Below are 24,845 nucleotides of genomic sequence, written 5' to 3' on the forward strand. Positions count from 1 at the left end.
AACTTCATCGGTAAAGTATAAAAAATTCACTAACGTGAACAAGTACAAGAATCCCCAGGCTGACAACACTTATTCCGGTTATGATGTCGCGCAGCGGGGTTACAAATACCGGGCAGAGCGTCCCCCCTTTGGAAAAACCCCTCACGGCAAGGAGTTCGGAAGTATCCTCTGCCCGGTTCATTGCTCCATGAACAAGGAGTAAACCTGTGGGAACGAGGCTTTTATAATTCCATGTTATTCCCTTGAGTTTTCCTGCAATGCGAATGCGATCGAGATCGGAGAGAAGAAGTTCCGTTGACTGCATGCCCATCTCTGCCATCAGTCCGATTTCAAATCCGGCCCTGTTCCCAAAAAGCCAGACACACAGATTCAGGATCTCTCCCGGCTGTTGTTCATAGAGTATCCACATCCCGATAAGAACAATGACACTCATCCGTACAAAATAGGAGACTCCCTCTCCCCCCGTAATCTCGAGAACAAGACTGAAGAACACAATCAGGCAAAAAACCGGATACGTGGTCCGGATTTTTTTTATGAGGGTAAGACGCGGGGTAAAAATGAGCCACCAGATCATTACTGCAAGAGCACCAAAAACACTGAAAAATGCAATGATCGAAAGAACTGCTGCTGCCCCGATCCGAATCCTCACGTCCTGCATGCGGCCTCCAAAAGATCTTCTGATGAGAGATTGACCGGTGCCCGCCCGGATCCCACGAGTTTTTTTATGACCGGGGGCGCATGCTCCCACCGCGTTATTGCGCCCGGTGTCCTGCCAAGGCAGATAAGGCAACCCCCGCGTATCTCCCAGAGAAAATCGACGCGGGGAAAGAATGACTGTTCATGAGTCAGGATGAAAGTAATACCCTGATTTCGCCCTGATAAAATACGGCAAAACCGCTCTTTCTCGCAACAATCCAGGGAACTGAACGGCTCATCGAGTATAAGCAGATCGTAGTTTTTTTCGAGAAGACATGCCAGGTGGAACCGTTTCAGTTCGCCACGGCTCAGAGTGAGCGGACTTGCATCCTGCATCCGGGAAATATGTTCCCGGGAGAGGATCACCCGAGGATCGAGACCCCATGAGTGGCACTCATCAGCAAGGGTGTTTCCGGTGATGTGGTATTCGGGAAACTGGAACGAAATCATCGTAGAAGTAATTCCCTCTTTTACGATCGTTCCCGATGAAGGAGAAAAATACCCGGCCAACATCAGGGCAAGCGTGGACTTCCCACAACCCACTCCACCAGTGAGAAGGTGAATTCCCGGACCGATTTCTCCTGCTGCTGAAAGAGACCAGGTGTCCCGTGTCAGTTCTATGTCGTCAAGAATGATTTTCATTGCGGGATCTTCCAGGAGAATGGGTAAAACGGGGTATTTTTCAACACGGAAAAGACAGACTCCGGTGTACCGAAATATCTGATGCAGCCGTCTTCGACAAACACAATATAATCCCCAAGCGCAGCCGTTTCCATCTGCTGGGTGCACCGTATAACATACGGCACGCTGCTCTTCCGGATAACATTCTCCAGTTCCCCTACTTTTTTTGCGTCCAGGTGGGAATCATATTCGTCCAGAACAAGCACCCGGGGATGATGAATCAGCGCTGCTCCAATGGCAACAAGTATTTTTTCTCCCCCGGAAAGTTCGCGCATGAGCCGATTCTTCAGCGGCAGTATTCCCATAACCTCCATCTGGGCAGTAACCCGTGCATCCATTTCATTGCACGGGACATGCCGGAACCGGAGTGCTGAAGATATCTCATCCGAAACATGATTGAAAAGGATGTTCCGATCGGGAAATTCATTGACCCAGCCGGTTTCCGTATCCCTTGGAAAAGCACCATCGATCTGTATGGTCCCGGCATCCGGCAGGTGAATACCCGTGCACATTTTCAGGAGAGTTGTTTTACCGCTTCCGTTTGGTCCGATAACGGAAGTTACCCCTTTGGGAATTGCAAGGGAATCTATCGAGAGGTTTTTACAGCGAATGTTATCGAACGTTATCATGAGATTCGTTCCGCTATCAGGTATGCTGCTGATGCTTTGATGATGTCCCCAAGGATAAACGGCAGTACTCCGGTAAAAAATGCAACAGGGAAACTGCACCCAAGGGAATACATCAGCCATGCAATACCCGCGACATAGATCGCTGCTGTGGCCGCGGTCAGTCCACTGATTCTGACGTACTTGTTCGGACTTTCGTATGCAAGGCCGGCGATAATTGCTGCAAAGATGAACCCGATGAGGTATCCCCCTGTTGGACCGAGGAGAACACCGAGACCCGCCATACCGTTGTGGAAGACCGGAAGGCCCAGAAGGCCGAGACCGATATAAAGCGTTACCGGTATGACGGCATACCGCCGCAAAACTGCCCCGGAGAGGAGAATAAACAATGTCTGGAGGGTAAAAGGTACCGGGAAAAACGGGATGGAGATCCAGCTTCCCAGAGTAATGAGTCCAAGAAATGCCGCTGAATAGGCAATAACCCGGGATTTTTGGAGGTCACCAAACATCGTCAACCATAAAAAAAATGATGGTTGACGATAAAAATATATCTTTTCTCACTGGTGGTGACAGTCTCCGGCAATTACACGTTCGAGATTGCCATTGGGTTTTTTGATGATTAAGGCCCCGAATTCATCAATATCAACAGCTTCCCCTTCAAAAGTATTTTTGAGCGTCCGGATCTGGACCTGGTTTTCGAGTGTACAGGATATACTCTTCCATTCCTGGATGATCGTGTTGTACTCCCCGCTTTCAATCAGGAGGTACCGGCTTTCAAATTCTTTTAAGATACGCGCAAGGAGCGAGGCCCGGTCAACATCGTGGCCAAGTTCAGCCTGAAGTGATGTAATGTCTTTCTGGAGTTGCGGGGAAAAATTGCTGACAGGCACATTGGCATCAATGCCAAAACTCAGGAGACAGTAGTGGACCGCATCTGCCTCTGCGGCAAGCTCGAGCGAGAGCCCCGCAACTTTCTTATTCCCGATGAATATGTCGTTCGGCCACTTTATGAGGGCACCAACATCAAGCTCCTTCCGGATGGCCCGGGCAACAGCGATAGATCCCGCCATCGTGATCATAAAGATATGATCAACGGGGATATGAGGTTTCAGAACAATGGTGATCCAGATGCCACCCCTGGGAGAAACCCAAGCCCTGCCCATCCGGCCAACCCCGCCGGTCTGCTCCTCAGCGATTATCACTGTTCCATGTATCTTGTCAATATTCCCTTCAGAGCACAGTTGTTTTCCAACGCCAATTGTTGAAGGTGTGCTGTCGAGGTACCGCATCTTTTTCCCAATGAACTGTGTCCGGAGTTTTTTATGGACCTCATAGGGAAGCAGTTTGTTACTTGCATGAGTCAGCGTGTAACCCTCCTTCTGGGACGAGGTAATATCATATCCCATTGTTCGCAGCTCATTGATCTGTTTCCAGACTGCGGACCTTGTGACACCAAGTTCGGTGCTGATTGTTTCTCCGGAGATGGGTATTTTGGAACGCTCGAGGATTTCAAGGACTTTAAATGCAGAATCTGGCAAGGGTATCACCGTTTGGACTCTATTTTTTCTGAGGGGAGCGGGCAGGGATCTTTGCCACATACCTGCTTGAGGATTGCCGACTGGTGTTCCATGAGGGTAGCGAGATCAAAAATTCCGGTAATGTCAACAATCCCGAATGCCCCGATTGCGCTTCCATCACAATCCCGCAAAGGGGTGACTGTCACCGGGACTCCTTTATACGGGCCGCTTGTGGGAGTGGTCTGGATGAGCTGGTTTTTTGCTATTGCTTCCAGCAGTATCGGGCCGTTATAATGCCGGTCAATGACCTGTCCATCCTCAACCCGGATCCCATCACGGTCCCGGGATTTTGCTGTGACGGGAAGCCGGTGGATCAGCTCGTGAACTGCAAGGACTATGGGTTCAAGGTCGCCTGCCTCTGCACTGCAGGATAATGTATAACGGTGCATTGGTTTACCTCATAGTCTGGTCATCCTCTATCTAGATGAAGATTGTGTCCCGGATAAATTCTTAATCTCCGGTTCTTCTCTCCATTTATTGGGAGTATAACCTTTTTCTGGATCAGAATAGCGTGGGGATCCCGGATTGGCAGAAATTGATTAAAAACGCCCGTGACGGGTATTCATGGACCGTAGTGACAATAATGTTCCCTTTTCCGTATTGCTTTTCAATAATGACATCATCCCTGTCGGCACGCCCTATGCAGTCTGCTCCATGAACGGGAAAGGTTCCGTCACATTCGATATGCGCGGCATCATAATCCTCAATGATGGATCCCGCCCGGGATCCGGGAACACAAGCGATACTTCGTTGCCGGCATTCATGCTGGTACGTCAAGGGAAATGGAAGCCAGTCATACGAGTCCGGCTTATCCATAGCGGCACCAAAAACCACCAGGTTTCCCCCTGTTTCAACAAATTTTTGCAGGCGTGACGAGGATGCACGGAGTGCCGGAAGGAGGTTCGAGTACGCAGGATTGGCAAATCCCGTGGGAATGATGATGCAATTATATGTCCCCCTGAAATAAGGGGCTGCAAGCATGTATGGCGTGATCAGATCGCTGGTGAGGCCGGAATCTTCGATATACCGGTTGAAATGCTGTTTTGTTTCCCAGACGAATCCCACCCGACAGTTCATCCTTTGATCACACCTATGGGAGTAAGCCTTGCAACGAGCCGGGAGATATCGAGGTCGTGAACAACCTGTACAACCTCATCACTGGGTTTATAGACATCCGGAGCTTCATCCGCTATTGCATTATCGTTTGGAGCTTTGACGATAATTCCTTTTTCTGCCAGCAGATCGGTCACCTCTTTCCCGCTCATCCTTTTTTTTGCCTGAGTCCGGCTCATGACCCTTCCCGCCCCATGACAGGTACTGCCGAACGTTTTTTCCATGGCAGTTTCCGTACCGCAGAGAACAAAAGACGACGTTCCCATACTACCGGGGATGATCACCGGCTGTCCAAGGTTCGAGAGGTCACCGGGAAGATCGGGGGATCCCGGGCCAAATGCGCGGGTAGCTCCCTTTCGATGGACACAGACGCTCTGTCTCTTTGCGTCAATTACATGCTCTTCGATCTTCGCAACGTTATGCGCGACATCGTATACAAGAGCCATTTCCTCATAGTCTATCCTGAACATCTTTGCAAGGATCTGGCGGGTTGTGTGGGTAATTATCTGACGGTTTGCCCAGGCATAATTTGCTGCGGCGGCCATAGCGCCGAAATACGCTTTACCCTCCGGGGAGGCAAGGGGGGCACAGGCTAGCTGCCGGTCGGGAAGGGAGATGTTGTATCGTTTTGTTGCGGATTCCAGAACTTTCAGGTGATCAGTACAGGTCTGGTGACCCAGTCCCCGTGAACCGCAATGGATCATGCAGCAGACCTGGCCGGTGCTGATCCCGAATGCTTTTGCAACCTCAGGATTATAGATCTCTGATACTACCTGAATTTCCAGGAAATGGTTCCCTGAACCGAGCGTCCCGCCCTGGGGAACCCCCCGCTGCTTTGCTTTTTCAGAGACGGCCCCCGCATCCGCCTCTTTCATGCAGCCCTTCTCTTCGCACCGGGCCAAGTCTCTCTCGACACCATACCCGGCCTCAACCGCCCAGCGGGCTCCCTTGTTCATCATCCCATCAAGGGACTTCGCGGATCCCTTCTGGGGACTTTTGGCACCAACCCCGGTAGGAACCCCCCGGAAAAGTTCGTCAATAAGGTCACGACGGCCGGTCACATCCTTGTATTCCAGTGGCGTGGTGAGTAACCGGACCCCGCAGTTTATATCGAAACCAACGCCCCCGGGGGAGATTATGCCATCCTCAAGAGAGAATGCTCCAACACCCCCAATCGGAAAACCATATCCCCAGTGGATATCGGGCATGGCAAGGGAATTTTTAATAATGCCGGGCAGTGTAGCAACATTTGCAAGCTGCTGGACGGCTCCCTCTTCGAGGGTCTTTCCCAGGGATTCTGAAAGGAAGAACCTGCCCGGTACACGCATGCCAGGTACAAAACCTACGGGCACTTCCCATTCCAGTTTTCCGGTTTGTTTCACTCCTTCAATCATGGCAGGGTCTCAAGACTCGTTTTATACATCAAATAGGATGTCCAGTATATATCCATTCGTGTCCTCCCGTATCGAGAGGCCCGAATAAGAAATCCCCTTTACTTCGGTACCTTCAGCATGGCGTGCCGGGTCAAATGGTTCCCAAAAAAGAACCGCAGATAGATCCGTACCCTCAATCGTGATGTCAGCATGGGCAAAAACCCGTCCCTCAACTTCGGATACAAAGAGAACTTCACTCAGGAAATCGGCAAGAAGCGATTCTGGATCTGATGCATGAACCTCAATTATCATTTGTTGTTTGCCGGAGCGGTTCTTTCCGTACACAACGTGCATGAGAGCATCAAAGGCATCGGAAAAAAGTGATTCGAGCGTTTTTGCCCGTGCGCGTATTTTGACGTCTGCTGTATGGGAAATCTCTTCGTAACTCATCCGTACTCGTGCCCGGTCATTTCAGATTCATCAAAAAACGGAATCATGTCCATCCGTATGCTGTGAAGAAAGCGAGCCTGGTGAATGGAAACATATACCGTGTGATCCCCGGCCTGTAAAAGGAGATCTGATTTCTTGGGGGGTTTTACCTGAACCGGGAGTAATATCGGACCTCCGCAGGAAGTGCAGATCCGGAAATCACAGTCTCTTTTATTGATATATTCAATGACTTCAGGAACAATCGTGACATCGCGTATACCTGCGTTGTCATGGGGATTCGTATACATAATGCTCATACTATAAGCCCTTGGCTCTAAAAACCGTTATGGATGGGGGTATTTCAGTTTACCCCGACAATCCGTATGACAATATCAAAATATTTTGGTTTGAGTTCGTACGTATTTTGCCCGTCATCGTTCCTTGTCGCCCTCAGGATACCGATCCGTGAGGCGATTATTCCCACCATCGACGCAATAGCATGGAATGTGACTGAAAACTGTTTCTGGAGCTCAGCTACGAGCTCTGCAATAGTGATGGATTGTGATCGAAGAAAGAGCCGGAGCACTTCGCGTCGTATCCCGGTCTTATCCTTGGAAAGGTAAGACCTGAGCCGGCTCTCAATTATCCGCTTGATCTCTGATGGAGATCTCATACATTTACTCTCGCAGGTCACAATATATATATTTTTTGATTTTGCGCGATATCCAATTCCTGATTGTAAAACTGACCATTTTTTGGAGAGACATTATTTTTCTGCGAAATTTTTCGGGAGGTATCGTGATTATGGCAATGTATTGCCTGTACTCTCCCAATCTGGTAACTATTTAATCGAAGTGAACAGATGATTAAGTCATGGGATTGATCAACTACAATATCGAGAAATATTCGCCAAAACAACTGGTGATATTACCCCTCGTGCTTTTGGTAATCTCCCTTGCAATACTTGGCTTCAACCTGGTGACCACGGGCATGCCCGTGACACCCGGTATGGAATATGCCGGAGGATATTCGTATTCGGTAACTACCTCTCAAACAGATGACCAGATTCATGCTGTCTTTACTGAATATCCCCTGGTGAGTATCAAGGAAGGTATCAACGGGAAACTGTTACAGTTTGGCCCTATGGAGCAGGCAAAACTCGACGCCCTCCAGGTGGTAGTGGAAAAGAATTATCCGCAACATGAATCCATGGCATCGATTGATCCAACATTTGGGAAGAGCAATCAGTCAATGGCAGTCCTTGCGTTGATTCTCTCATTCATTGGGATGTCAATTGTGGTTTTCATATCATTCAGGACATTTATCCCATCCTGTGCAGTAGTCCTTTCAGCATTTGCTGATATAGCAATGACTGCGGCCGCGATGAGTGTCCTCGGTCTGACGTTAACCCTGGGAACAACGGCGGCACTCCTGATGCTCATCGGTTATTCTGTGGACAGCGACATCCTGCTGACAACGCGAGTGCTTAAACGGCAGGGAAAACTCAATGAAAAACTGACCGGGGCATTCCGGACCGGTATCATTATGACCTCTACGACATTTGCTGCCGCCGTGGCCATGTTTATTGTGTCCTGGCTGGGTGGCGTCGAGATCCTGTGGGAGATATCCGCAGTACTCCTCATCGGACTCGTGGCGGATGTCCTGAATACCTGGCTGACCAATGCCGGTATACTCAAATGGTATGTCCTGAAAGGAGGTGGCAAATGAACGCAAAGGAAATCAAGAGAATTGTTGCGGACTGGCGGGTAGCAGCCCTCCTGATCCTTGTTGTACTATCGGTCGTGGCCATCTACCCGCATTTCGACGATAAGGGAAATTTTACCACAAACCTGCAGTATGGACTTGATCTCCAGAATGGTGCGTGGCTCCAGATGGAATTCAAGGCCGAAGTTGTTGGTTTCACCACGGATCAGCCCATCAGCGAATTCGTATCCAATCTCTCCAAGACAATGGATACGGATGTGATCATTGTTGACACAGCCAACCCGACCCATCTCGAAATCCGGAAATATTATTCACGTGCGGATTTGGAGAAGATCTTCGAGAGTGCAGGTGGCAAGGTAACGTCCTACCAGCAGGGGGTATCAAAGGAGACCGGTGAACTGGTCAAGAAGATCCTTGAGAATAAACTCAACTCCCTTGGAACAAAGGACACAAAGATCAACATCATGACCGGCATGGGAAATGTCGCACAGTACGTCCGGGTTGAACTGGCCGGTGTGGATATGAACCAGGCAAAAGCTCTTGTCGGGAAGCAGGGTAAATTCGAGATCCGAATCCAGACCTCTGGAAATGAGAGCGAACACGTCCTGTATGGCGATTCGATCTCCAGTGTAGGGAATCCGGAAAAGGATCTCCAGCGGGGAGGCTCATGGGGAGTTCCCTTTACCCTGAATGAAGCCGGTGCAACTGCACTCCAGCAGGCTGCAATCAAGTACGGTCTCACCACAAATCCCGAGGATCATTACCTTATCATGATCCTTGATAATAAAACCGTCTTCAACGCCCCGATGGTTGCGGATGCTGCAGCAAAACTCAGAAGCAGTCCCAACCGCCAGTGGTCTGCAACAACAGGATCCGGAAATGCCGGGGAGAATGCTGCACAAACCCTCAACATCCACCTCCGTGCCGGTGCATTGCCGGTAGAAACAACAATTGTTGGCAGCGGTGCAGTTCCTGCCGAGCAGGGTGCAAAGAACAAGATGGTCTCGGTTATTGCCGGTATTCTTGCCCTCATCACCGTTGGTATAGTCATCTACTACCGGTATCGTGAACCAAGCATTGTCCTTCCGATGGTGCTGATCAATGCATCTGAGGTCATCATCCTCCTGGGATTCATCAGTGCAATCAAATTCCAGATCGATCTGCCAACGATAGCAGGTCTTGTCGCTGTCGTAGGTACAGGTATCGACCAGATGGTCGTCATCACCGATGAGATCCTTCATGAAGGTCGTGTCCCGTCCCCCAACCTCTACCTTAAGAGGCTTGGACGAGCCCTGATGATCATCATCATTGCCGCAGCCACGGTGATTATTGCCATGGTGCCCCTGATGTTGTTCCCCCTCACAACGCTGCAGGGATTCGCCCTGATCACCATCCTTGGTGTCCTTGTGGGGGTCATTGTCACCCGTCCGGCGTACGGGAAGATCATCATGGAGATCCTCTCCAAGTAACAATCCATAGATTTATCATTTTTTTAATCGACTACTTTACCGGGTATATCTGATGAGCAAACCGGTATTATTCGACTTTTTCGCCACCTGGTGTGGCCCCTGCAGATTACAGACACCGATACTTGAGGAACTGGAGAAGAAAATGGGTGCATCCATAGAAATCCGGAAAGTGGATGTAGACCAGCACATGGATCTCGCGGAAAAATATGGGATCCGTGTTGTCCCGACCCTGATCATTGAGAAAGACGGGAAGATTGTCCAGTCGATGGAAGGTGTCACGGATGCTGCCACCCTGGAAAAAATCCTGGTGCCGTTGGTTGGATAAGGAAATTTCGGATTTCCAGGGGCGGCGGAAACTATCTGCAAATGGTGGCGGTATACAGAAATCCGGAATTATTGTATCCTGTTCCACAACAGAGATCACACACGGTTACATGCGGATTTTCCAGGTATGATCCTTTTGAATCCTGAAAACTGATTAGGGGTTTTCTCTGTGCCGTGATTTCGGTATCGGATCACGCCCTGTACACGATCGCTGAACCTCCCGGAAAAGATCGCAGGATAATGGTGGAATGAATGTCTTCAGCAGAATTTGAACGGATCGGAAAACGGCTTTTTGCCGAACACCTTGTCGGGGGAAATTTCGGGAACATCAGTATCCGCCGTGAAGACGCAGGATTCCTGATTAAACGGACGGGTGCATATCTCGATGTTGCAGGAGAACTGGTTTTTGTTCCCTTTGTCGGAGAGGTTCCAAAAGAAGCATCAAGCGAATACCGCGTTCACCGGGAAGTATACACGATGAGCCCCTCTTGCCGGGCAATTGTCCATGCCCACCCCCCTGCAGCTATTGCTGCATCGCTGGTTCTCGATGAGATCATTCCTGAAGACAGCGAAGGCCAGATGCTCTGTCCTGTGATTCCGGTTGTGACCGGCGCTCCGGGTTCACAGGAGATCGCTGATAATGTTGCATCTGTTCTCGTCCACTCGAAGCTGGTCATGGTTCGCGGACATGGGAGTTTCGCAGCAGGAAAAACCCTTGACGAAGCATACCTCTATACCTCTCTCGCTGAACACTCGTGCAGAGTGCTTGCGCTGAAAAAAGGGTTCAGCTGATTGCACATTTTTGATGTGAATCTGTTTTTTGTGGATTTGTCCCGGCGTTATTTCGTATAAAAAAGCATGAAGATCTGCTTTACTCTCGGGAAATCAATACAAACCCGCTGAATCCTGCCAGCCCGCACCAAAAAAGGTTCTGTTATACTTGCTTACAGTACGTTACTGGATCACTTGGGGGGTCTGGGAGGCTGCTGCAACTGGATTTCCCGTATGATCTCGCGGTGGAATACGAGCAGCATATCGCTGATCATACCAAACATGAAAATTTCAATGCCAACAACGATAAGGAGCACGGTAAGGATCGTGAGGGGGATATGTTCGATATGGCGGAGCCACTCCAGGAGAACGTATACTCCAACCAGCATACCGAGAAGGGTAGTGAATAACCCCATCATGCCGAAATAAAACATGGGGTTGTTAACCCGGGCAAGGCGGTAAATTGTGCTCACGATTTTAATCCCGTCATGGAACGGTGAGAGTTTTGTAGCGGTTCCCGGGCGCCGCAGGTACCGGATCGGCACGACCATGACCCTCTGGCCGTTCCTGACGGATTCCACCGAGATCTCAGTCTCAATCTCAAACCCTTTCTCTTTAAGGTGCATCTGGTGGATGGCAAGTTTTGTGAAGGCCCGGTATCCCGACAGGATATCATGGAGATCCCTGCTGTGGGCTACCTTGAACAGCAGGTTCAGCATGTGGTTTCCAAAAAGATTGAGCCGGGAGAATGATCCTTCCTCTGCATTGATGAGGCGGTCACCGATCACCTGGTCAAATCCCAAGAATAAGGGTGTCAGCATCTTCTCTGCATCTTTGGCGGAATAGGTGCCATCCCCATCCAGCATGAGGATATATGGCTCCTCGATAACCTCGAATGCCTCGATAATTGCATTCCCCTTGCCTTTACCGGACTGGGACCGGACATTTGCCCCGGCTTCCCGGGCGTTTTTTACGGTAGCATCCGTACTCTTACCGTCAATAACAAGAATATGATTATATCCAAGGCTCTTGAATTCCCTGACAACGCCCCCGATTGTCGGCCCTTCATTGAGTGTTGGGATTAAGATGCAGACCTCATCTTTGTTGAATTTCATTGCTATAGTATTTTTAATCGGTTGTCATAAGTGCTTCTATGCACCTCCCCAAAAAAGGGCTTCGGGCATTCGGGATAGCGGAAAGTTATTCCGGCCGGGTCCATTCCAACCTCGCAGGGGTTGTTATGCGCAAAGATCTCCGGATCGATGGCTTCTCATTTGGTCAGGTGACCGTAGGAGGAACGGATGCAACGGATACCGTCCTGAAAATGATTCAGGATTTAGACCGGACCGACATCAATGCTATTCTCCTGTCCGGGTGTGTGATTGCGTGGTTTAACATCCTTGACCCCGCCCGCATAACCGAAACAACCGGAATACCGGTCATCGGTGTTACATATGAGGAGTCCCCGGGCCTCCTGGACGATATCCGTTATCATTTTCCCGGTGATCAGGGGCGGATTGATGCCTACCTGAAACTGGGGGATCGTTATCCGGTTGAACTGACAAAGGGTCATGTCAGTTTCCTGCGGTCGTGGGGGATTGGAAATGAGGATGCAGCTCGACTGTGCAGGGATTTTACACATGAGGGTAAAATTCCGGAACCGTTACGGGTAGCCCGCCTGTGCGCCCGCCATCTTCCCTGTCTCCCGTTATAGATACGAGGGGGTTTTATCACACTCGTGGTGAGGGTCAACAACATGTACGGACGAACGTGGAGATACGCTGCTCAACAATTCAGGAGGTCTGATCAATAATACCCTCATCTACCCAATGATGAAAAATATCTGGACAGGACCTGGTATCACATTGTTTGTGCAAGGTTCCAAGTCATTTTTTTATGGCAGACCCTGCGTGAAAATTTTCAATCGCGATCATGGGGTGTCAGTTGATGAGGCGATAATCGGATAATTATCCGACAATCGGCAGGTACATGCGACAAAAATTTTGATTCTCCGAAGTGATGGCCCGGAAAATGCAATCAAGGTGCGATTGAAAATTTTTGAGCAGGGGCTGAGGGGGTGATTAAAAAAAATGCCGGAGATGGATTGCGGATTTTTTTGTACAAAAACAGAAATGGAGGTTTTGCTCTGGAAAATTATCAGAAATGATCCAAATGGATCCGGGATCATATTACGAAAATCGTTGAAATGGTGGATAGATAGCGTGAGTTCTTCCCATCAGGTCTCTCCAGGGTATGCGAGAGTAAAATTTCATTTTTGCACAGATAATTGAAACGGCGTTATGGCGTTCCCACCGACCGGGGATGGCGGCATCTTGTATGAAGGTGAAAGGGGCAAGCAGCCCCATGAATGACGTGAATGATGAGTACTAATCGCATGTTCTTTTTCGTGAAGAGGCAAAAACCATGTAATTGATCGCAGGTCTTACAAAAATTTCGTGTTTACCCCCACCAGTTGCCTGGAAAGAAGGATTCTTATAAATAAACGAGACATAAAAATGGGAAATCTCGTTGGTTACGGAGTTGAAGATACCATGTCAAACGTTGCAAAAATGTCCCGCTGGGTCTGTCTTGAATGCCATTACATTTATGATCCAATAAAGGGGGATCCAAAGAATGGTATCCCTGCCGGAACCGCATGGGAAGATGTTCCGGACACATGGCGCTGTCCTGAATGTAAAATCCTGAAAGCCAAGAAAGGGGTTTTTAAGCGTCTGGATGACTGATTCATTCCTTTTTCCTCATGCCCGGAATGTATGGCGGGACAGGATCTCTTTTGTTTTAAGATCATACACTTCAAAAGTTACTGAATCTCCGGGATGAAATGTTTTATCCTCGTAATCGATCCCGACCGTTGCACCGGCATACCACGTTTTTCCCTCTGATTTTAAATTCTTGACATCGAAATGGTGTGACCCGTCAATGAAATCGTGCCCGTTCAGGGTAGGGATTGCACAATTCAGTAGTACCCCGTTTCTGTAGGTTTTGGCATACAGGTTCTGGTTGTCATAACTGATGGTTGCCGTATTCATGACAACCATATAGCTGTCAAAATTTCCCTTTCCATATTTGTAGACATGCTGAATCTGTGTAATTTTAAAAATTGCCGGAACAGTTTTCTCTTCCATTACAAAACTGGGTAAATGGAACAGCAACAGGACAAGAATTGCAAGGATACATGTGATCGCAACAAGGAGAATCACGCCAAGTGCAACAGAGGCAGCCTCTTCGGAATGAAAACCCGGGCACATAAACTCACTTGATTTTTAATAGTTATATTCATTGTTGAATAATATACTAAAAAAATATTTCTTCGGCTGCGGAGCGGTTCCAGTCCGGTCCATGCATTTTATAGTCGGAATATCCGCTAACATAAATACGACGTCAACTAAGAAGTTTTGAAATAAATTGCCCTATCCAGGATTATTCTCTATGGAATCAGCCCCGGAAGTATCGGAAAATGTGCGTTCTCACAAGACTGCAAGGGATTTGTACCTGGAGGGCATGTCGTTCGGGCGCGAGGGAAATCATGAAGAGGCGCTCACCTCCTTTTCGCTTGCGCTTGCTATCGATCCAACCTTCTCTCTTGCATGGGTTGGCCGGGGTTTTGCCCTGGGGAAACAGGGGCGCTTTGAGGAGGAAATTGCCTGCTGCGATAAAGCCATTGAACTGGATCCGAACTGCATTGAAGCCTGGAACAACAAAGGTTTTGCCTGCGGAATGCTCGACCGTTTTCATGATAAGGTTGAATGTTGCAGGAGAGCCCTGCAGATAGATCCCGAAAATGCAACTGCGTGGAACAACAAAGGGGTGGCTCTCGGCATGCTTGGAAGATTTGAATCTGAGATTCATTGTTGTGAGCGTGCGCTGGAAATACGCCCCCGTTACCTTTCTGCATGGGCAAACAAAGGGTTTGCATATGGAAAACTGAAGCGGTACGATGAAGAGATTGCCTGCTATGATCGTGCCCTGAAAATTTATCCGTTCTACCTTTCTGCCCTTGCAAAAAAAGGTGCAGCACTGATAAACCTGAAACGCTATGGCGAAGCACTTGAGATGCTTGACCGTGCGCTCGCAATTTCCCCGAACGATGCAAAAACCCTGTACCGGAAAGGGCTTGCCTTAAGTCTGCTGGGCAGGCATGTTGATGCGATCCAGGCCCTCGATAAATCCCTTGCAATCGACCCGCAAAATGCGGATGCCTGGGTTGTCATGAGCAACTCCTGTTTCATGCTCGGAAGACTCGAAGAGTCGGCCCGGGCCTTTGACAAAGCGTATTATATTGATGCAAAGGATGTCAGGATTCGTCTCGTGAAAGGACTGTCACTCCTGAAGAATGGCAAATTCGATGAGGCACTCCGCAGTTTTTCGGATGTCTTTGGGATTCTTCTCCGATAATTTCCAGACCAGGACTCGTCAAATCCCTCCCTTTTTTATGCCTATTTCACGTACAGATGGGTATGGATGTTGAGGAATTTGTCCGCAGGAAATTTGCAGACGGTGAAGAGGAACCGGTTATTCATAAGAGTCTTACCGACCACATCATCGGGATGAAAAAGACAAATTTCTCGTATGCATCGGCATTTGCCCATGCTGTCATTCAGGAAGTGAAGAACAGCCAGGATTTAACCGGGGATTTCTTCTCGTTCGAACAAGCCGGTGTAAAAATGGGTGAATTCGGGGTTGGTTCCCGGGGGAAGGGGGACTTCTTTGCCCACCGCCAGATAGCCCGGATCATTGGAAAAACCTCGGCCTCGGTAGGTGTTGACGAGATGGATGATGCAGGGGCTGTTTCTGCCGGGGGGAACTATATCATCTGTACGGTGGATGGCATGCACTCCCGGCTCTCGGATTTCCCGTACCTTGCCGGGTTTCATGTCACCCGTGCAACCCTGCGGGACACCTATGTGATGGGTGCAAAACCGGTTATGCTCTTCTCGGACATTCACGTTGCCGATGACGGAGATGTTGCAAAGATCTTCGATTATACTGCCGGAATCACTACTGTGGGGGAGGCGATGAATGTTCCCCTCGTAACCGGGTCAACGCTCCGCATTGGCGGGGATATGGTGCTGGGGAACCGTCTTACCGGTTGCGTTGGGGCTGTCGGGGTTGCAGATCATCTCACCGCCCGCAAATCCACCGCCCCCGGAGATGTCCTGCTGATGACCGAAGGAGCCGGCGGAGGAACGATTGCGACGGCAGCAATTTATTCCGGGTTTCCCGAAGTTGTCGAGCAGACCATCAATCTCAACTTCCTCATGGCCTGCGAAACCCTCATGAAGAGCGACGTATTTTACCGCGTCCATGCCATGACCGATGTGACCAATGGCGGGCTGAGGGGCGATGCCTTCGAGATGGCCGAGACCGCCGGGTGCAGGATCATAATCGACGAATCCGCGATGGCCGGCCTGGTTGAACCCCATGTCCGCCAGATGCTCGAGAAACTGGAGATCGATTACCTTGGTGTATCTATTGACGCGCTCCTGATCGTTGCTCCTGCCGATGCCGCGGATGAGATCAGCAGGGTTGTGAGATCCTCTGGCGTGAATATGCAGACTATCGGGTACGTTGAGAAAGGAAAACCTGAATCGGTTCTCCTGGTTGACGGGAAAGAACAGGACTTTTCCCCCCGGTTCCGGGAATCCGCATACACACCGGTTAAAAAGGTAGCCGATACAGATGTCCGCAATTTCGATGAGATGAAAGCAAACGTATTGCGGGCTTCGGAAGCAGCGATACAGAAAAAGCAGCGAGTGCTTGCAAACCTGCTCCGGAAACAAAAAAGGAAGTAGTCTGGGTAATGTACTATTCCAGCCCCTTAAATCCAGGAAGGATTTACTGAGTGAAAAAAGGTAAAAAATACATGCCTAAAATTTTAATAAAAAAAAGTAAATTCGTTTTGGAGCGGAAATACTGACGCTCCAGGGGCTTCGCCCCGCCGCTATGGCGCCCCGGTTGCGATAGTGCTGTATTACCAGAATCGGGATTTTGGTAATACCGAGGAATCGCATGCGCCCCCGCCCCCAATGGGGGCAGGGCTGGCGCAAAGGGGGGGCGGACTATTGTAAAAGATAGATGTTAGGGGCTGGATTGGCACTTTATCCGAGTTCTTAGTCTTCTGGTTTTTTTGCGCTGACGAAAATATTGTAGGCCAGCTGGGGAATGCGCTTCTCCACAAAAGGCTCCATCTTTTTTGCCAGATGGAAGAGTGGGTTTATCATGTCGATATGGGCAAACGAGCACCATTTCACTGAAATGTTGGAGAACCCGGCATTGCCAAACAACAGGTTCATCTCGCTCTCGTCAAAATAATGCTCCCCAAAATCCTTCATCAGGATATGGTTGACGTTCATTTTTTCACTGATGTAGTAGAGTGCCGGGATTCCCTTCGTGATCAGTTTTTTCCCGAGTGTGCAGATGGCAATCGATCCCCCGGGCCGCAGCACCCGGTACACTTCATTAAGCATCTCCTGCGGGTCTTTTACATAACTGAAAACCAGGAGGCTTGAGACCGCATCAAACGAGTTGTTGCAGAAGGGAAGTGTATCCCCTGAAGCAAGGGTGAACTCGCTACCCGAACAACGGTTTCTTGCCAGGGTAAGCATCCGACTGCTGATATCGAGACCTATGGCAGAGCCCCCGTTCTGAATATATTTCTCAATAAAGAGACCGGTTCCGCATCCGATATCCAGGAGATTTCCTTCCGCTGGGAGAGCATGGATGAGATAGCTGCTGATATGATTGTGATAGTTCCTCCCGCGGTATTGATCGTAATGATCGTCATACGTATCGGCAACGGTATCGTAATGTTCCTGGATCTTGTCCTGCTTAATGGAACTCACAGGAATACCTCCTGTATTCCTGCTGCAAAGGCGGAGACCTGGATGAATTCATTGTTCGCGTGCCGGGTCCGGTGTTCTGCATCGGCAAGGGCTATGACAAGACTCGGGTCATTATATTCACGCCGTATGGTGCTCCTGATCTCGGAGAAGACTTCACTGCCCGAGAGGCCGTAATCGATCATGAGCGATTCCAGTTTACGGATTGCTCCTTTTGCATCCCCGGACTTGAGCGTGGCAATCGCAGAGTCTGCTACCGTTGCTGTCTCGGACTGGGCAACAGTAAACAGGTCGCTGCACCGGCCCGTCTCAAGGGCAACCTGAATCAGCAGGATGGCCCGCCTGAGATCCCCCTGTGCAGCCTGGGCTATGAGTTCCAGGTCGTCTCCGGAGCAGGGATGGCTGTTTTGAGGGTGGTGTTCGGTTATGGAACGGAGTTTCCGGAGAACAAGATCCTGGCCGAGCGGGGCGAAGAACAACGGCAGGCAGCGGGACGTGATGGCCGGGATGAGCGCGCTCTGGTTGGTTGTGGTGAAAACGAACCGGCAGGTACCGCTTGTCCGCTCCATGATCCTTCTCAGCCCCTGCTGTGCGTCCCGGGTCAGGGTGTGTGCATCTTCAAACACCATCAGTTTGAATTCGGCATCAAGGGGGCGCAGGGAAGCATACCACTTGATGACGTACTTGAAGTTGGTGATGAGGGACTGGCTTTTCTGGTACAGGTGTGAAAACCGGTCATCCTGTTCAAGGAATGCCTTGCCCTGCAGAAATACGTCCGCCGTGGGAAAGACTGACGTATTCTGCTGCCAGTCCTCCCCGTAGAGGGCTTTTGCGAAGTTCTCGATGGCAACACTTTTGCCTGTCCCGTGAGGGCCGGTGAGAATGAGGTGCGGCACGGTTTTTGAAGCAGCGAACCGCGAGAGGTGGTGAATGACCTGGTCCTGCCCGAGGATCTCATCCAGGGTTGCCGGCCGGTACTGTTCAGTCCAGAGCATGGTTGAGCCTCCCGGTCATTGCACGGATCGCCTCGGATAAAAGATACTTGTTGTCCAGGGACGCAATAATCTGTCTGCTTTCTTCTTCTGTCAGGTCGTGGCAGGCCCGGGAAATTTCCGGTAGTGCGCGGGTGAGTTCATCGACAATGGTGAGGGTTGCTTTCCGGGCAGTGCGGGAAAGGGGGTTGAGGTCAACTGCGATCACCGTCTTTCCCATGCCCACCAGGGCTTCGGCGCGGTCCCCGTCTTCAAGAGGAACAAGAATGACATCGGCAGAATACATGCCCTCGCGCCGGCACCATGCCCGGTCGTGATCGAGGGGGAGCAGGCGTTCGGCCTTGCCGGAGAAGACATCCGCACCGGCAGATCGCAGCAGGTCTTCGATCTGCTGCACCCGGGCTTCCGTCCGGTGGAAAAGGTTGACTTCAACGAGTGCACCGCTGGTTTTCTGCAGGGCAGCAATCTCCGGTGCAGCAAGAGCTGCCGTATTACCGTTCACGGAAATGACAGGGTGATGGGCGGACATGAGTAACGCTGCGGCAATCCTCTCCGCAAGACGGGCACTGTCAGTCGTCTTTTCCCCAAGAAGATAATCGAATGCCTCTCCCCTTCCATGTGCCGTGAGACCTTCCCATGAAACAATCCCGCTTTTTGCACAACCTGCAAGCAGCTCGCGGGTGACGAGGGAACGGTAGCGGGGGTGGCTTCTGGGTATCATGGTCTTTCTCCAGGGATGCGGGCACCGGTTTCCGCCATTCTGAACTCGTAAACACTCCCGAACCGGCCGAGCACTTCGTTTGCCTTTCTCCCGCAGGCAAACACCCCGTTTCCCAGCATCGTCATACTCGAAAGGACCCCTTCTTCCTCGCATATGTCCAGTACTTTTTTCACCCGATCCGTCATGAGACCGCTGTCCCTTGTGAACTGCCGGGACAGGTTAAAAAAACGGTCAGGACTTTCAGGATGTGTGCGGGGAAATGCGGCCGAGACCCGTTCCATCTGTTCCGATGATCCGAGAACCGAGGGCGTATGGATGGGTCCGAAACATACTGCATACAGCGGATCCCGGATATCAAATCTCCTTTCGATTTCAGCATCGATACCCGGTCCTTTCCGGAGCACACGCCCTCCGGCCTGGCATGCAGAAACATCGCCAAGACCGGTCCTGTGGACAACCTCGGCTTCGTGGGCAATGAGTGCGATGTCATGGACGCTGAGGTCCAGCCCGAGAAGCCGGTTGACTGCCGTAAGCGTGGAAAGGAGTGCGGCCGCAGAGAGGCCAAAGCCGGCTCCTATCGGGAGATTACATTCCGTGACAACCGTTGCGCTCACGCCGAGACGTTCCAGGACGAATGATAGCGGGGGCGAGGAATTCCGGATTACCGGGTTGTTCCGGCCCTTTGAGAAGTCGCGGATGCAGATCGATGTTGTATCTGAAGGAGAAACCGTTGCCGTGACACCTTCACTGATCACGATGCCGGCCCCGATACTGCCCGTTGTTGCAAGGTCCGCTCCGGCTACCCGCTTGAAATAGCCGGAGATATGGCCCGGGCAAAAGGCAGTAACAGGGGTCTCGCTCATGAACAAAACTACCGGATAAATTGGGTGGTTTTTCTCTTTAAACAATTCTTACGCACATTGGAGGTGGTCGCGGAGGAGCGTCTCCCAGATGGCAGCCGCAACCTCTTCTTTTGATCCGCTGCAGGGAATCCGCCCCTGTGCACTGAGCTGGATATAATCCCCGTGTGAGCTCCCCATCGTCTCGGGAGGGTTCATGAGGACGAGCGAGACACCATTTTCTATCATGGCTTTTGCCTTCTTCTCCGGTTCCCGTTCGAGTTTGAACGCCACAACCAGCGGGGAGTACATCACTTGCACGTCATCGAGAAGTTTCGGGAGGGGATCAAGCCGGATAGTTACGGTTTTTCCGCTTGGGATCTTGGTATCGGTCTTTTCCGGGGCAAAATCCGAGATTGCCGCAGCGCTGATGTAAATGTCCGTTCCCTTGTTCTCTTTGAGATGGGAAAGAACCGCAGTGCGCATATCCGCTGCACAGTCCGCGTTCAGGTTGTTTACACAGGGAAACGTGTCGCGGTGAACTACGGTCACCTCAGCGCCGAGCCGGAATGCCTGGAGGGCAAGGGCCCGGCCCATCTGGCCGCTCGATCGTGTTGTGAGAATGCGGACATCATCCACCGGTTCGCGACAGGGGCCACTCGTGATGAGGACGTGCCTGCCGGTCAGAACGGTTCCGAGAATCGCCCGTTCGCACCGGAGGACAATCTCTTCGGTTTCCGCAATCTTCGCTTTCCCCTCCTCAATCCGGGGCTCAATGATCCCGACCCCCCAGGTTTTGAGTTTCCGGATATTCTCACCCAGTGCCGGATGGCGGTACATGCTGTGGTGCATGGCGGGGACGAGGAGTACGGGTTTACCGCTGCCAAGAGCTGTTGTCGCAAAGGTCGTGACCGGAGTATCATCGATCCCGCAGGCGATTTTACTGAGGGTATTTGCCGTACAGGGCGCAATGAGCAGGAGGTCCGCACTGCCGCCATCCCCGCAGAATGTGACATGTTCCACCCGCCCTGACAACCGTGTTATTGCATCCCTTCCGCTCGCGTACGTGAGGGCATCTGCAGAGATGATGCCTTCTGCCGCAGTGCTCATGACCGTCTGCACTACGGCCCCGCACCTACGCAAGGCATGGATCAGTTTCACGGTCTCAACAGCCGCGATGCTGCCGGTAACTGCAACAACGATCTCTTTCCCGGCAAGGGTCTGGAGGGGTGTCATCCGATGGTCACGTCCTGCACAACATGCCATGCATGCGGGCGGTATTTCTTGATTTTATGTACATCGATGGATACAGAAAAACCTGCCCCTTCCATGATTGCATGTATCGCATCTTCAACTAGGCCGATGCTGTGGAGATGAATGATGCTGCCGGAAGTCACATGCGGGAAAACTGCGGGGAGCATACTGATCGCATCGAAATGACCCATGACTATCCGGTCGTAGGTTCCTTTGAGCAAGGTTCGGCAATCCCCGAGGCTTGGATGAATCCTGTCAGAAAGATTGTTCTTCTGGATATTTCTCTGAAGGTAACCAAAGGACACGGGATTGATCTCCATGGCATGGACCGAGGCTCCCGCACCGGCCATGGGGATCGTGAAATAGCCGATCCCGGCAAACATATCTGCTACCCGTTCTGCATGCCCGCTGTTTTGTATAAGGGATGCCATCCGCATCTTCTCTTCCCGGTTTCCCTGGGAAAACATCACTTTCGCCGGGTCGAGGATGTAGGTATATCCGCTCTCTTTGTGGGATACCTCTCCACCGTCACCCCAGACAAGGTGGGTGTGCGGTGTCCTTGTCACATCGTTCAGGGACTCGATCCAAAGAATGCCCCCGGGATGCCGGAACGCAACAATTTCTTCGATCTCAGACGGACCCGGCCTGGTGCCGTGAATAACAGCGATATCGCCGATCATATAATACCCGCGTCCCTTGTACCGGGAACGCTCGGGAATATCACGATCGAACTGCTCACCATCTTTTACCGGGACCCATGCGATATCCCCGTCTATGCAGGGTCGCCGTTTCCGGTCCACCCACTCAGCAGTAATGAGATTGCCAAGGTTTTTTTTGGGTACCTGTCTGACCCGCATCCGTTACCTGACAATAACCAGGTGGTCAGCGTCCCGCAGGACCGCCACATGATCCCCGGCTTTCGCCTCCAGCCAGCCCGGTTTCCGGTACTCCTGCGTCTGGCAGGTTACCGGATCCATGATACCGATCGTTGCATTCTCTGCAAATGCCACAAAGGCGGATTCTGAATTACGGGCATTTCCGAGAATACGCTCGATATCGTCTTCACGTAAGGACTTGGAGGATCCGTCCGCCAGGTCGAACGTTTTGACATGGTGGGATTCAATCCGGTCGATCTCGTAATACCGGTTTTTTATTACAACCACATCGAATTTCTGGAACCGTGGGAGCCTGACCGAGTATGTTATCCGGAAGAGCTGGCGGCCGTTCTTCTCCCCGACCAGTTTGGGATGCGTGGTATACCTGCCTCCCAGCTGGGCAATAATACCCTGGGAGATCTTTGCTCCGATGTGCTGTGACCCGACAATAATATCGATGCCGTCACGGGTCGCGGTCATATCGGAGATGAACGAGAGGCGTTCGCCGCCGGACTGGAGCGAATCTTCAACCTGCTGGGCAATGGATGCCGCCATCTGGGTCTCGAAGGTACTCGGGATCCGTCCCTCCGCCCTGACCTGGATAACCCCCTCATAGTAACTCCCGCTGATACGGTTGCACCGGTCGCACTGTTCCTTGTGCCAGATGATCTCAGTTGTGCAGGTTGCCTCAACCGGTTTTTTGTACATGGTTCCGTGGAGGGTCAGGATTGCACGGGACCGGTTGACACTGATATCCTCAATACGGACGTCAATGGTTGGTTTCTTGACTTCCGGGTGAAAATGGACTCCCGACCTTGCCAGGTCCGGTCCAATCTCCGACCGGTCCAGGGTGGAATCGGTCCAGGTGTTCACCTGTTTCGTTGCCCCGCAGCTGGGGCACTGGATGTTCTTGACCCGGTGGTCGCAGGTGAACCACGGGGTACTGCCGATCCTGCACTCGGTGCAGAGCCCCGGGGCTTGGCTTGGCTTTCCGCATTTAGGGCAGAAATTATCTTTTATTGTTGCATTCATAATCAGAATATCTGTGCGTGAGGCACGGTCCCTATCATAATACAGCCGGATCGCGTGAGAAGTCCCATCTCGATGGCAAGACTCACCGACCGCTCTCCCATGAGATTGATGTTTCCGGCTTTTCGTAATGCATCCCTGACTTCGTTTTCGGTTACAGGGTAGTTCCCGTAGAATGCCTCAGTGATGGTAACGGTGAGATCGTTGTGCCGGATCGTGGTGTTGATGAGCTCGCGATCACACACCGCCACGACATCCGCCGTTCCCGGTGACTGGTGAACCTTCAGAAACATTGATCATTCATTGGCGGGGCGGGATAAAAAAGGTGAGTTGGATCAACTAAGCCGGATGGGAACGCCATAGACTTTTTCCACGGTCTCGGCATGAATGAAAAAACAGTCGTCTACTGTGATCTTTTCCTGTTCCAGGAGCTTGTTGGTGTACCGGGGAACGGATTTGGGTCCTATGACCGCACCGGGACGCGAGTTCTCGTCCATGTAGTCGCTCTCCATGGTAAACCTGCGGTGCTCCCGGACCAGCTGCTCTATCCCCTCGTGCTTTGCGATGAGGGACGGGTGGAGCGGGGTATCCGGAGACCCGTAATGTTTCACCACCCGCTCAATGGGGACGCGGGCCTCCCCTGCCAGCCCGACAATGTCGGTACATGGGCCGGTCTCCGCATGGATCTGGAGTGCACAGCTGCAGTCCGCGGCAAGCTCAAGCGCATGCGTAAGGACCTGGTTTGATGCAGCAAGAATATCCGGTGCAACTTCGTAGTGCGGTCGTCCGCTCTTGAGCGCTACCGCTTTTCCCTCCGAAACGTACCCTGCCGCACAGGTGAGTCCGCCTTTCATGACCTCAACGGCCTCGTCAAGAGTCATCCGTTCTGTAAGCCGGGTTATCTCGGCCGGGTGGACTCCCAGCACGGGAAAGACCGTTATCCCGGTCTCTGCAATCAGATCTGCAACCCGAAGGGTCTCGTCAAAGACTCGGGCATAATCGGGACCGGCATCTGGGTGAACGGACAGTGACCAGGAAGGTTTTGAGACGAGGAACATGTGCGTTCCACCGGCCCGCAGAAAATCCTTTGCCGCTTCTATTCCCCGCCCGTTGACCGGGTCGATGTGGATATGGTCATCAGTTACGGGAAACCGGGGGGATTTCATGGCACTCCACGACTTTCATGAGCGGGTATGTCTCACAGGGGGAGAGGCAGGCCCGGCAATAGGCAAACCCGACCCGGGTAACAATTTCAACCTCGAACATCAGGCCGGAGAGTTCGCTGTACCCGAACGTGTTCTCGGTCATCAGATCCCGGTTTAACCTTACCGTAATCTCTTCAACGAACGGCTGGAGAATAACTGCCTGTTCGATCGCGGTCTCAACACTCGCAGCGGATTTTCGTGAGATTGGTGTTCCTACCCACTGGTGGTAGAGTGCGCCAAGTTTTATCCCTGCTTCAAATATCGCCGTTTCCCGGTCTGTCAGCAT

30 protein-coding genes are annotated in these 24,845 nt (G+C 51.3%); 8 read left to right on the forward strand and 22 right to left on the reverse strand.

Annotated features, from left to right (window positions below):
* Nucleotides 1–4: 4 nt before the first annotated feature.
* From WC598_RS00060 to WC598_RS00105, 10 genes are all read right to left on the reverse strand, one after another.
* Nucleotides 5–658 (reverse strand): hypothetical protein, encoded by a 654-nt coding sequence (locus tag WC598_RS00060; RefSeq protein ID WP_372959416.1) that lies wholly within the window; start codon nucleotides 656–658, stop codon nucleotides 5–7.
* The gene (locus WC598_RS00065) at nucleotides 646–1,338 is read right to left on the reverse strand and encodes an ATP-binding cassette domain-containing protein (RefSeq protein WP_372959417.1); all 693 of its coding nucleotides are present in this window, start codon (nucleotides 1,336–1,338) and stop codon (nucleotides 646–648) included. The genes WC598_RS00060 and WC598_RS00065 overlap by 13 nt, the downstream gene beginning before the upstream one ends.
* Entirely contained in the window at nucleotides 1,335–2,006 is a 672-nt protein-coding gene (locus tag WC598_RS00070) for an ATP-binding cassette domain-containing protein (protein ID WP_372959418.1), read from the reverse strand. Before WC598_RS00070 ends, WC598_RS00065 begins: the two co-directional genes overlap by 4 nt.
* Nucleotides 2,003–2,512 (reverse strand): biotin transporter BioY, encoded by a 510-nt coding sequence (locus WC598_RS00075; RefSeq protein ID WP_372959419.1) that lies wholly within the window; start codon nucleotides 2,510–2,512, stop codon nucleotides 2,003–2,005. The genes WC598_RS00070 and WC598_RS00075 overlap by 4 nt, the downstream gene beginning before the upstream one ends.
* 48 nt (nucleotides 2,513–2,560) lie before the next feature.
* Complete coding sequence (locus WC598_RS00080; protein ID WP_372959420.1) at nucleotides 2,561–3,541, reverse strand: biotin--[acetyl-CoA-carboxylase] ligase; 981 nt, start codon at nucleotides 3,539–3,541, stop codon at nucleotides 2,561–2,563.
* 5 nt (nucleotides 3,542–3,546) lie between these two features.
* Entirely contained in the window at nucleotides 3,547–3,969 is a 423-nt protein-coding gene (locus tag WC598_RS00085; RefSeq protein ID WP_372959421.1) for a DUF2111 domain-containing protein, read from the reverse strand.
* Between the two features lie 112 nt (nucleotides 3,970–4,081).
* Nucleotides 4,082–4,645: a hypothetical protein gene (locus tag WC598_RS00090; protein ID WP_372959422.1), complete on the reverse strand. Its 564-nt coding sequence runs from the start codon at nucleotides 4,643–4,645 to the stop codon at nucleotides 4,082–4,084.
* A gap of 8 nt (nucleotides 4,646–4,653) precedes the next feature.
* Complete coding sequence (locus WC598_RS00095; protein ID WP_372959423.1) at nucleotides 4,654–6,087, reverse strand: RtcB family protein; 1,434 nt, start codon at nucleotides 6,085–6,087, stop codon at nucleotides 4,654–4,656.
* Between the two features lie 21 nt (nucleotides 6,088–6,108).
* Nucleotides 6,109–6,516, reverse strand: coding sequence for an archease (locus tag WC598_RS00100; RefSeq protein ID WP_372959424.1), 408 nt, complete (start codon nucleotides 6,514–6,516; stop codon nucleotides 6,109–6,111).
* 340 nt (nucleotides 6,517–6,856) lie between these two features.
* Nucleotides 6,857–7,168, reverse strand: coding sequence for a DUF2551 domain-containing protein (locus WC598_RS00105; RefSeq protein WP_372959425.1), 312 nt, complete (start codon nucleotides 7,166–7,168; stop codon nucleotides 6,857–6,859).
* Nucleotides 7,169–7,368: 200 nt separating this feature from the next.
* Here WC598_RS00105 and WC598_RS00110 point away from each other — a divergent pair, with 200 nt between their 5' ends.
* The 4 genes from WC598_RS00110 (at nucleotide 7,369) to WC598_RS00125 (ending at nucleotide 10,805) form a co-directional block, all read left to right on the forward strand.
* Nucleotides 7,369–8,223, forward strand: a complete 855-nt coding sequence (locus WC598_RS00110) for a protein translocase subunit SecF (RefSeq protein ID WP_372959426.1) — start codon at nucleotides 7,369–7,371, stop codon at nucleotides 8,221–8,223.
* Nucleotides 8,220–9,689: a preprotein translocase subunit SecD gene (locus tag WC598_RS00115; protein ID WP_372959427.1), complete on the forward strand. Its 1,470-nt coding sequence runs from the start codon at nucleotides 8,220–8,222 to the stop codon at nucleotides 9,687–9,689. Before WC598_RS00110 ends, WC598_RS00115 begins: the two co-directional genes overlap by 4 nt.
* A 52-nt stretch (nucleotides 9,690–9,741) precedes the next feature.
* The gene (gene trxA, locus WC598_RS00120) at nucleotides 9,742–10,014 is read left to right on the forward strand and encodes a thioredoxin (protein WP_372959428.1); all 273 of its coding nucleotides are present in this window, start codon (nucleotides 9,742–9,744) and stop codon (nucleotides 10,012–10,014) included.
* A gap of 251 nt (nucleotides 10,015–10,265) precedes the next feature.
* Entirely contained in the window at nucleotides 10,266–10,805 is a 540-nt protein-coding gene (locus WC598_RS00125) for an aldolase (protein WP_372959429.1), read from the forward strand.
* Nucleotides 10,806–10,975: 170 nt separating this feature from the next.
* Here the strand turns inward: WC598_RS00125 and aglJ are convergent, their stop codons facing one another.
* A complete protein-coding gene (gene aglJ, locus WC598_RS00130; RefSeq protein ID WP_372959430.1) occupies nucleotides 10,976–11,899 on the reverse strand; it encodes an S-layer glycoprotein N-glycosyltransferase AglJ in 924 nt (307 codons plus the stop codon).
* Between the two features lie 38 nt (nucleotides 11,900–11,937).
* Between aglJ and WC598_RS00135 the strand changes: the two genes are divergently transcribed.
* Entirely contained in the window at nucleotides 11,938–12,498 is a 561-nt protein-coding gene (locus tag WC598_RS00135) for a DUF99 family protein (protein ID WP_372959431.1), read from the forward strand.
* Nucleotides 12,499–13,240: 742 nt separating this feature from the next.
* A complete protein-coding gene (locus WC598_RS00140; protein ID WP_372959432.1) occupies nucleotides 13,241–13,528 on the forward strand; it encodes a rubredoxin in 288 nt (95 codons plus the stop codon).
* 15 nt (nucleotides 13,529–13,543) lie between these two features.
* Here WC598_RS00140 and WC598_RS00145 read toward each other — a convergent pair whose 3' ends face one another.
* Nucleotides 13,544–14,053, reverse strand: a complete 510-nt coding sequence (locus WC598_RS00145) for a type IV pilin (RefSeq protein WP_372959433.1) — start codon at nucleotides 14,051–14,053, stop codon at nucleotides 13,544–13,546.
* A gap of 181 nt (nucleotides 14,054–14,234) precedes the next feature.
* Here WC598_RS00145 and WC598_RS00150 point away from each other — a divergent pair, with 181 nt between their 5' ends.
* A complete protein-coding gene (locus tag WC598_RS00150; protein ID WP_372959434.1) occupies nucleotides 14,235–15,200 on the forward strand; it encodes a tetratricopeptide repeat protein in 966 nt (321 codons plus the stop codon).
* A 62-nt stretch (nucleotides 15,201–15,262) separates the two neighbouring features.
* Complete coding sequence (locus WC598_RS00155; RefSeq protein ID WP_372959435.1) at nucleotides 15,263–16,597, forward strand: AIR synthase-related protein; 1,335 nt, start codon at nucleotides 15,263–15,265, stop codon at nucleotides 16,595–16,597.
* A gap of 318 nt (nucleotides 16,598–16,915) precedes the next feature.
* Here the strand turns inward: WC598_RS00155 and WC598_RS00160 are convergent, their stop codons facing one another.
* From WC598_RS00160 to WC598_RS00205, 10 genes are read right to left on the reverse strand one after another with little or no spacing between them, the layout of a single operon-like run.
* On the reverse strand, nucleotides 16,916–17,647 hold the full coding sequence (locus WC598_RS00160; RefSeq protein WP_372959436.1) for a class I SAM-dependent methyltransferase: 732 nt from the start codon (nucleotides 17,645–17,647) through the stop codon (nucleotides 16,916–16,918).
* Nucleotides 17,644–18,639: an AAA family ATPase gene (locus tag WC598_RS00165; protein ID WP_372959437.1), complete on the reverse strand. Its 996-nt coding sequence runs from the start codon at nucleotides 18,637–18,639 to the stop codon at nucleotides 17,644–17,646. The genes WC598_RS00160 and WC598_RS00165 overlap by 4 nt, the downstream gene beginning before the upstream one ends.
* Complete coding sequence (locus tag WC598_RS00170; protein ID WP_372959438.1) at nucleotides 18,626–19,357, reverse strand: 4-phosphopantoate--beta-alanine ligase; 732 nt, start codon at nucleotides 19,355–19,357, stop codon at nucleotides 18,626–18,628. The genes WC598_RS00165 and WC598_RS00170 overlap by 14 nt, the downstream gene beginning before the upstream one ends.
* A complete protein-coding gene (locus WC598_RS00175) occupies nucleotides 19,354–20,220 on the reverse strand; it encodes a pantoate kinase (RefSeq protein WP_372959439.1) in 867 nt (288 codons plus the stop codon). Before WC598_RS00175 ends, WC598_RS00170 begins: the two co-directional genes overlap by 4 nt.
* A 48-nt stretch (nucleotides 20,221–20,268) precedes the next feature.
* On the reverse strand, nucleotides 20,269–21,432 hold the full coding sequence (gene coaBC / locus WC598_RS00180) for a bifunctional phosphopantothenoylcysteine decarboxylase/phosphopantothenate--cysteine ligase CoaBC (protein WP_372959440.1): 1,164 nt from the start codon (nucleotides 21,430–21,432) through the stop codon (nucleotides 20,269–20,271).
* On the reverse strand, nucleotides 21,429–22,307 hold the full coding sequence (locus WC598_RS00185) for a class I SAM-dependent methyltransferase family protein (protein ID WP_372959441.1): 879 nt from the start codon (nucleotides 22,305–22,307) through the stop codon (nucleotides 21,429–21,431). The genes coaBC and WC598_RS00185 overlap by 4 nt, the downstream gene beginning before the upstream one ends.
* Before the next feature lie 3 nt (nucleotides 22,308–22,310).
* Nucleotides 22,311–23,357, reverse strand: a complete 1,047-nt coding sequence (locus WC598_RS00190) for a 60S ribosomal export protein NMD3 (protein ID WP_372959442.1) — start codon at nucleotides 23,355–23,357, stop codon at nucleotides 22,311–22,313.
* 2 nt (nucleotides 23,358–23,359) lie between these two features.
* Nucleotides 23,360–23,647, reverse strand: a complete 288-nt coding sequence (locus WC598_RS00195; protein ID WP_372959443.1) for a DUF424 domain-containing protein — start codon at nucleotides 23,645–23,647, stop codon at nucleotides 23,360–23,362.
* A gap of 42 nt (nucleotides 23,648–23,689) precedes the next feature.
* The gene (locus tag WC598_RS00200) at nucleotides 23,690–24,520 is read right to left on the reverse strand and encodes a TatD family hydrolase (protein WP_372959444.1); all 831 of its coding nucleotides are present in this window, start codon (nucleotides 24,518–24,520) and stop codon (nucleotides 23,690–23,692) included.
* A complete protein-coding gene (locus tag WC598_RS00205; protein WP_372959445.1) occupies nucleotides 24,492–24,845 on the reverse strand; it encodes a dihydroneopterin aldolase family protein in 354 nt (117 codons plus the stop codon). The genes WC598_RS00200 and WC598_RS00205 overlap by 29 nt, the downstream gene beginning before the upstream one ends.

The organism is Methanoregula sp., from assembly GCF_041645475.1.
Lineage (GTDB): Archaea > Halobacteriota > Methanomicrobia > Methanomicrobiales > Methanospirillaceae > Methanoregula.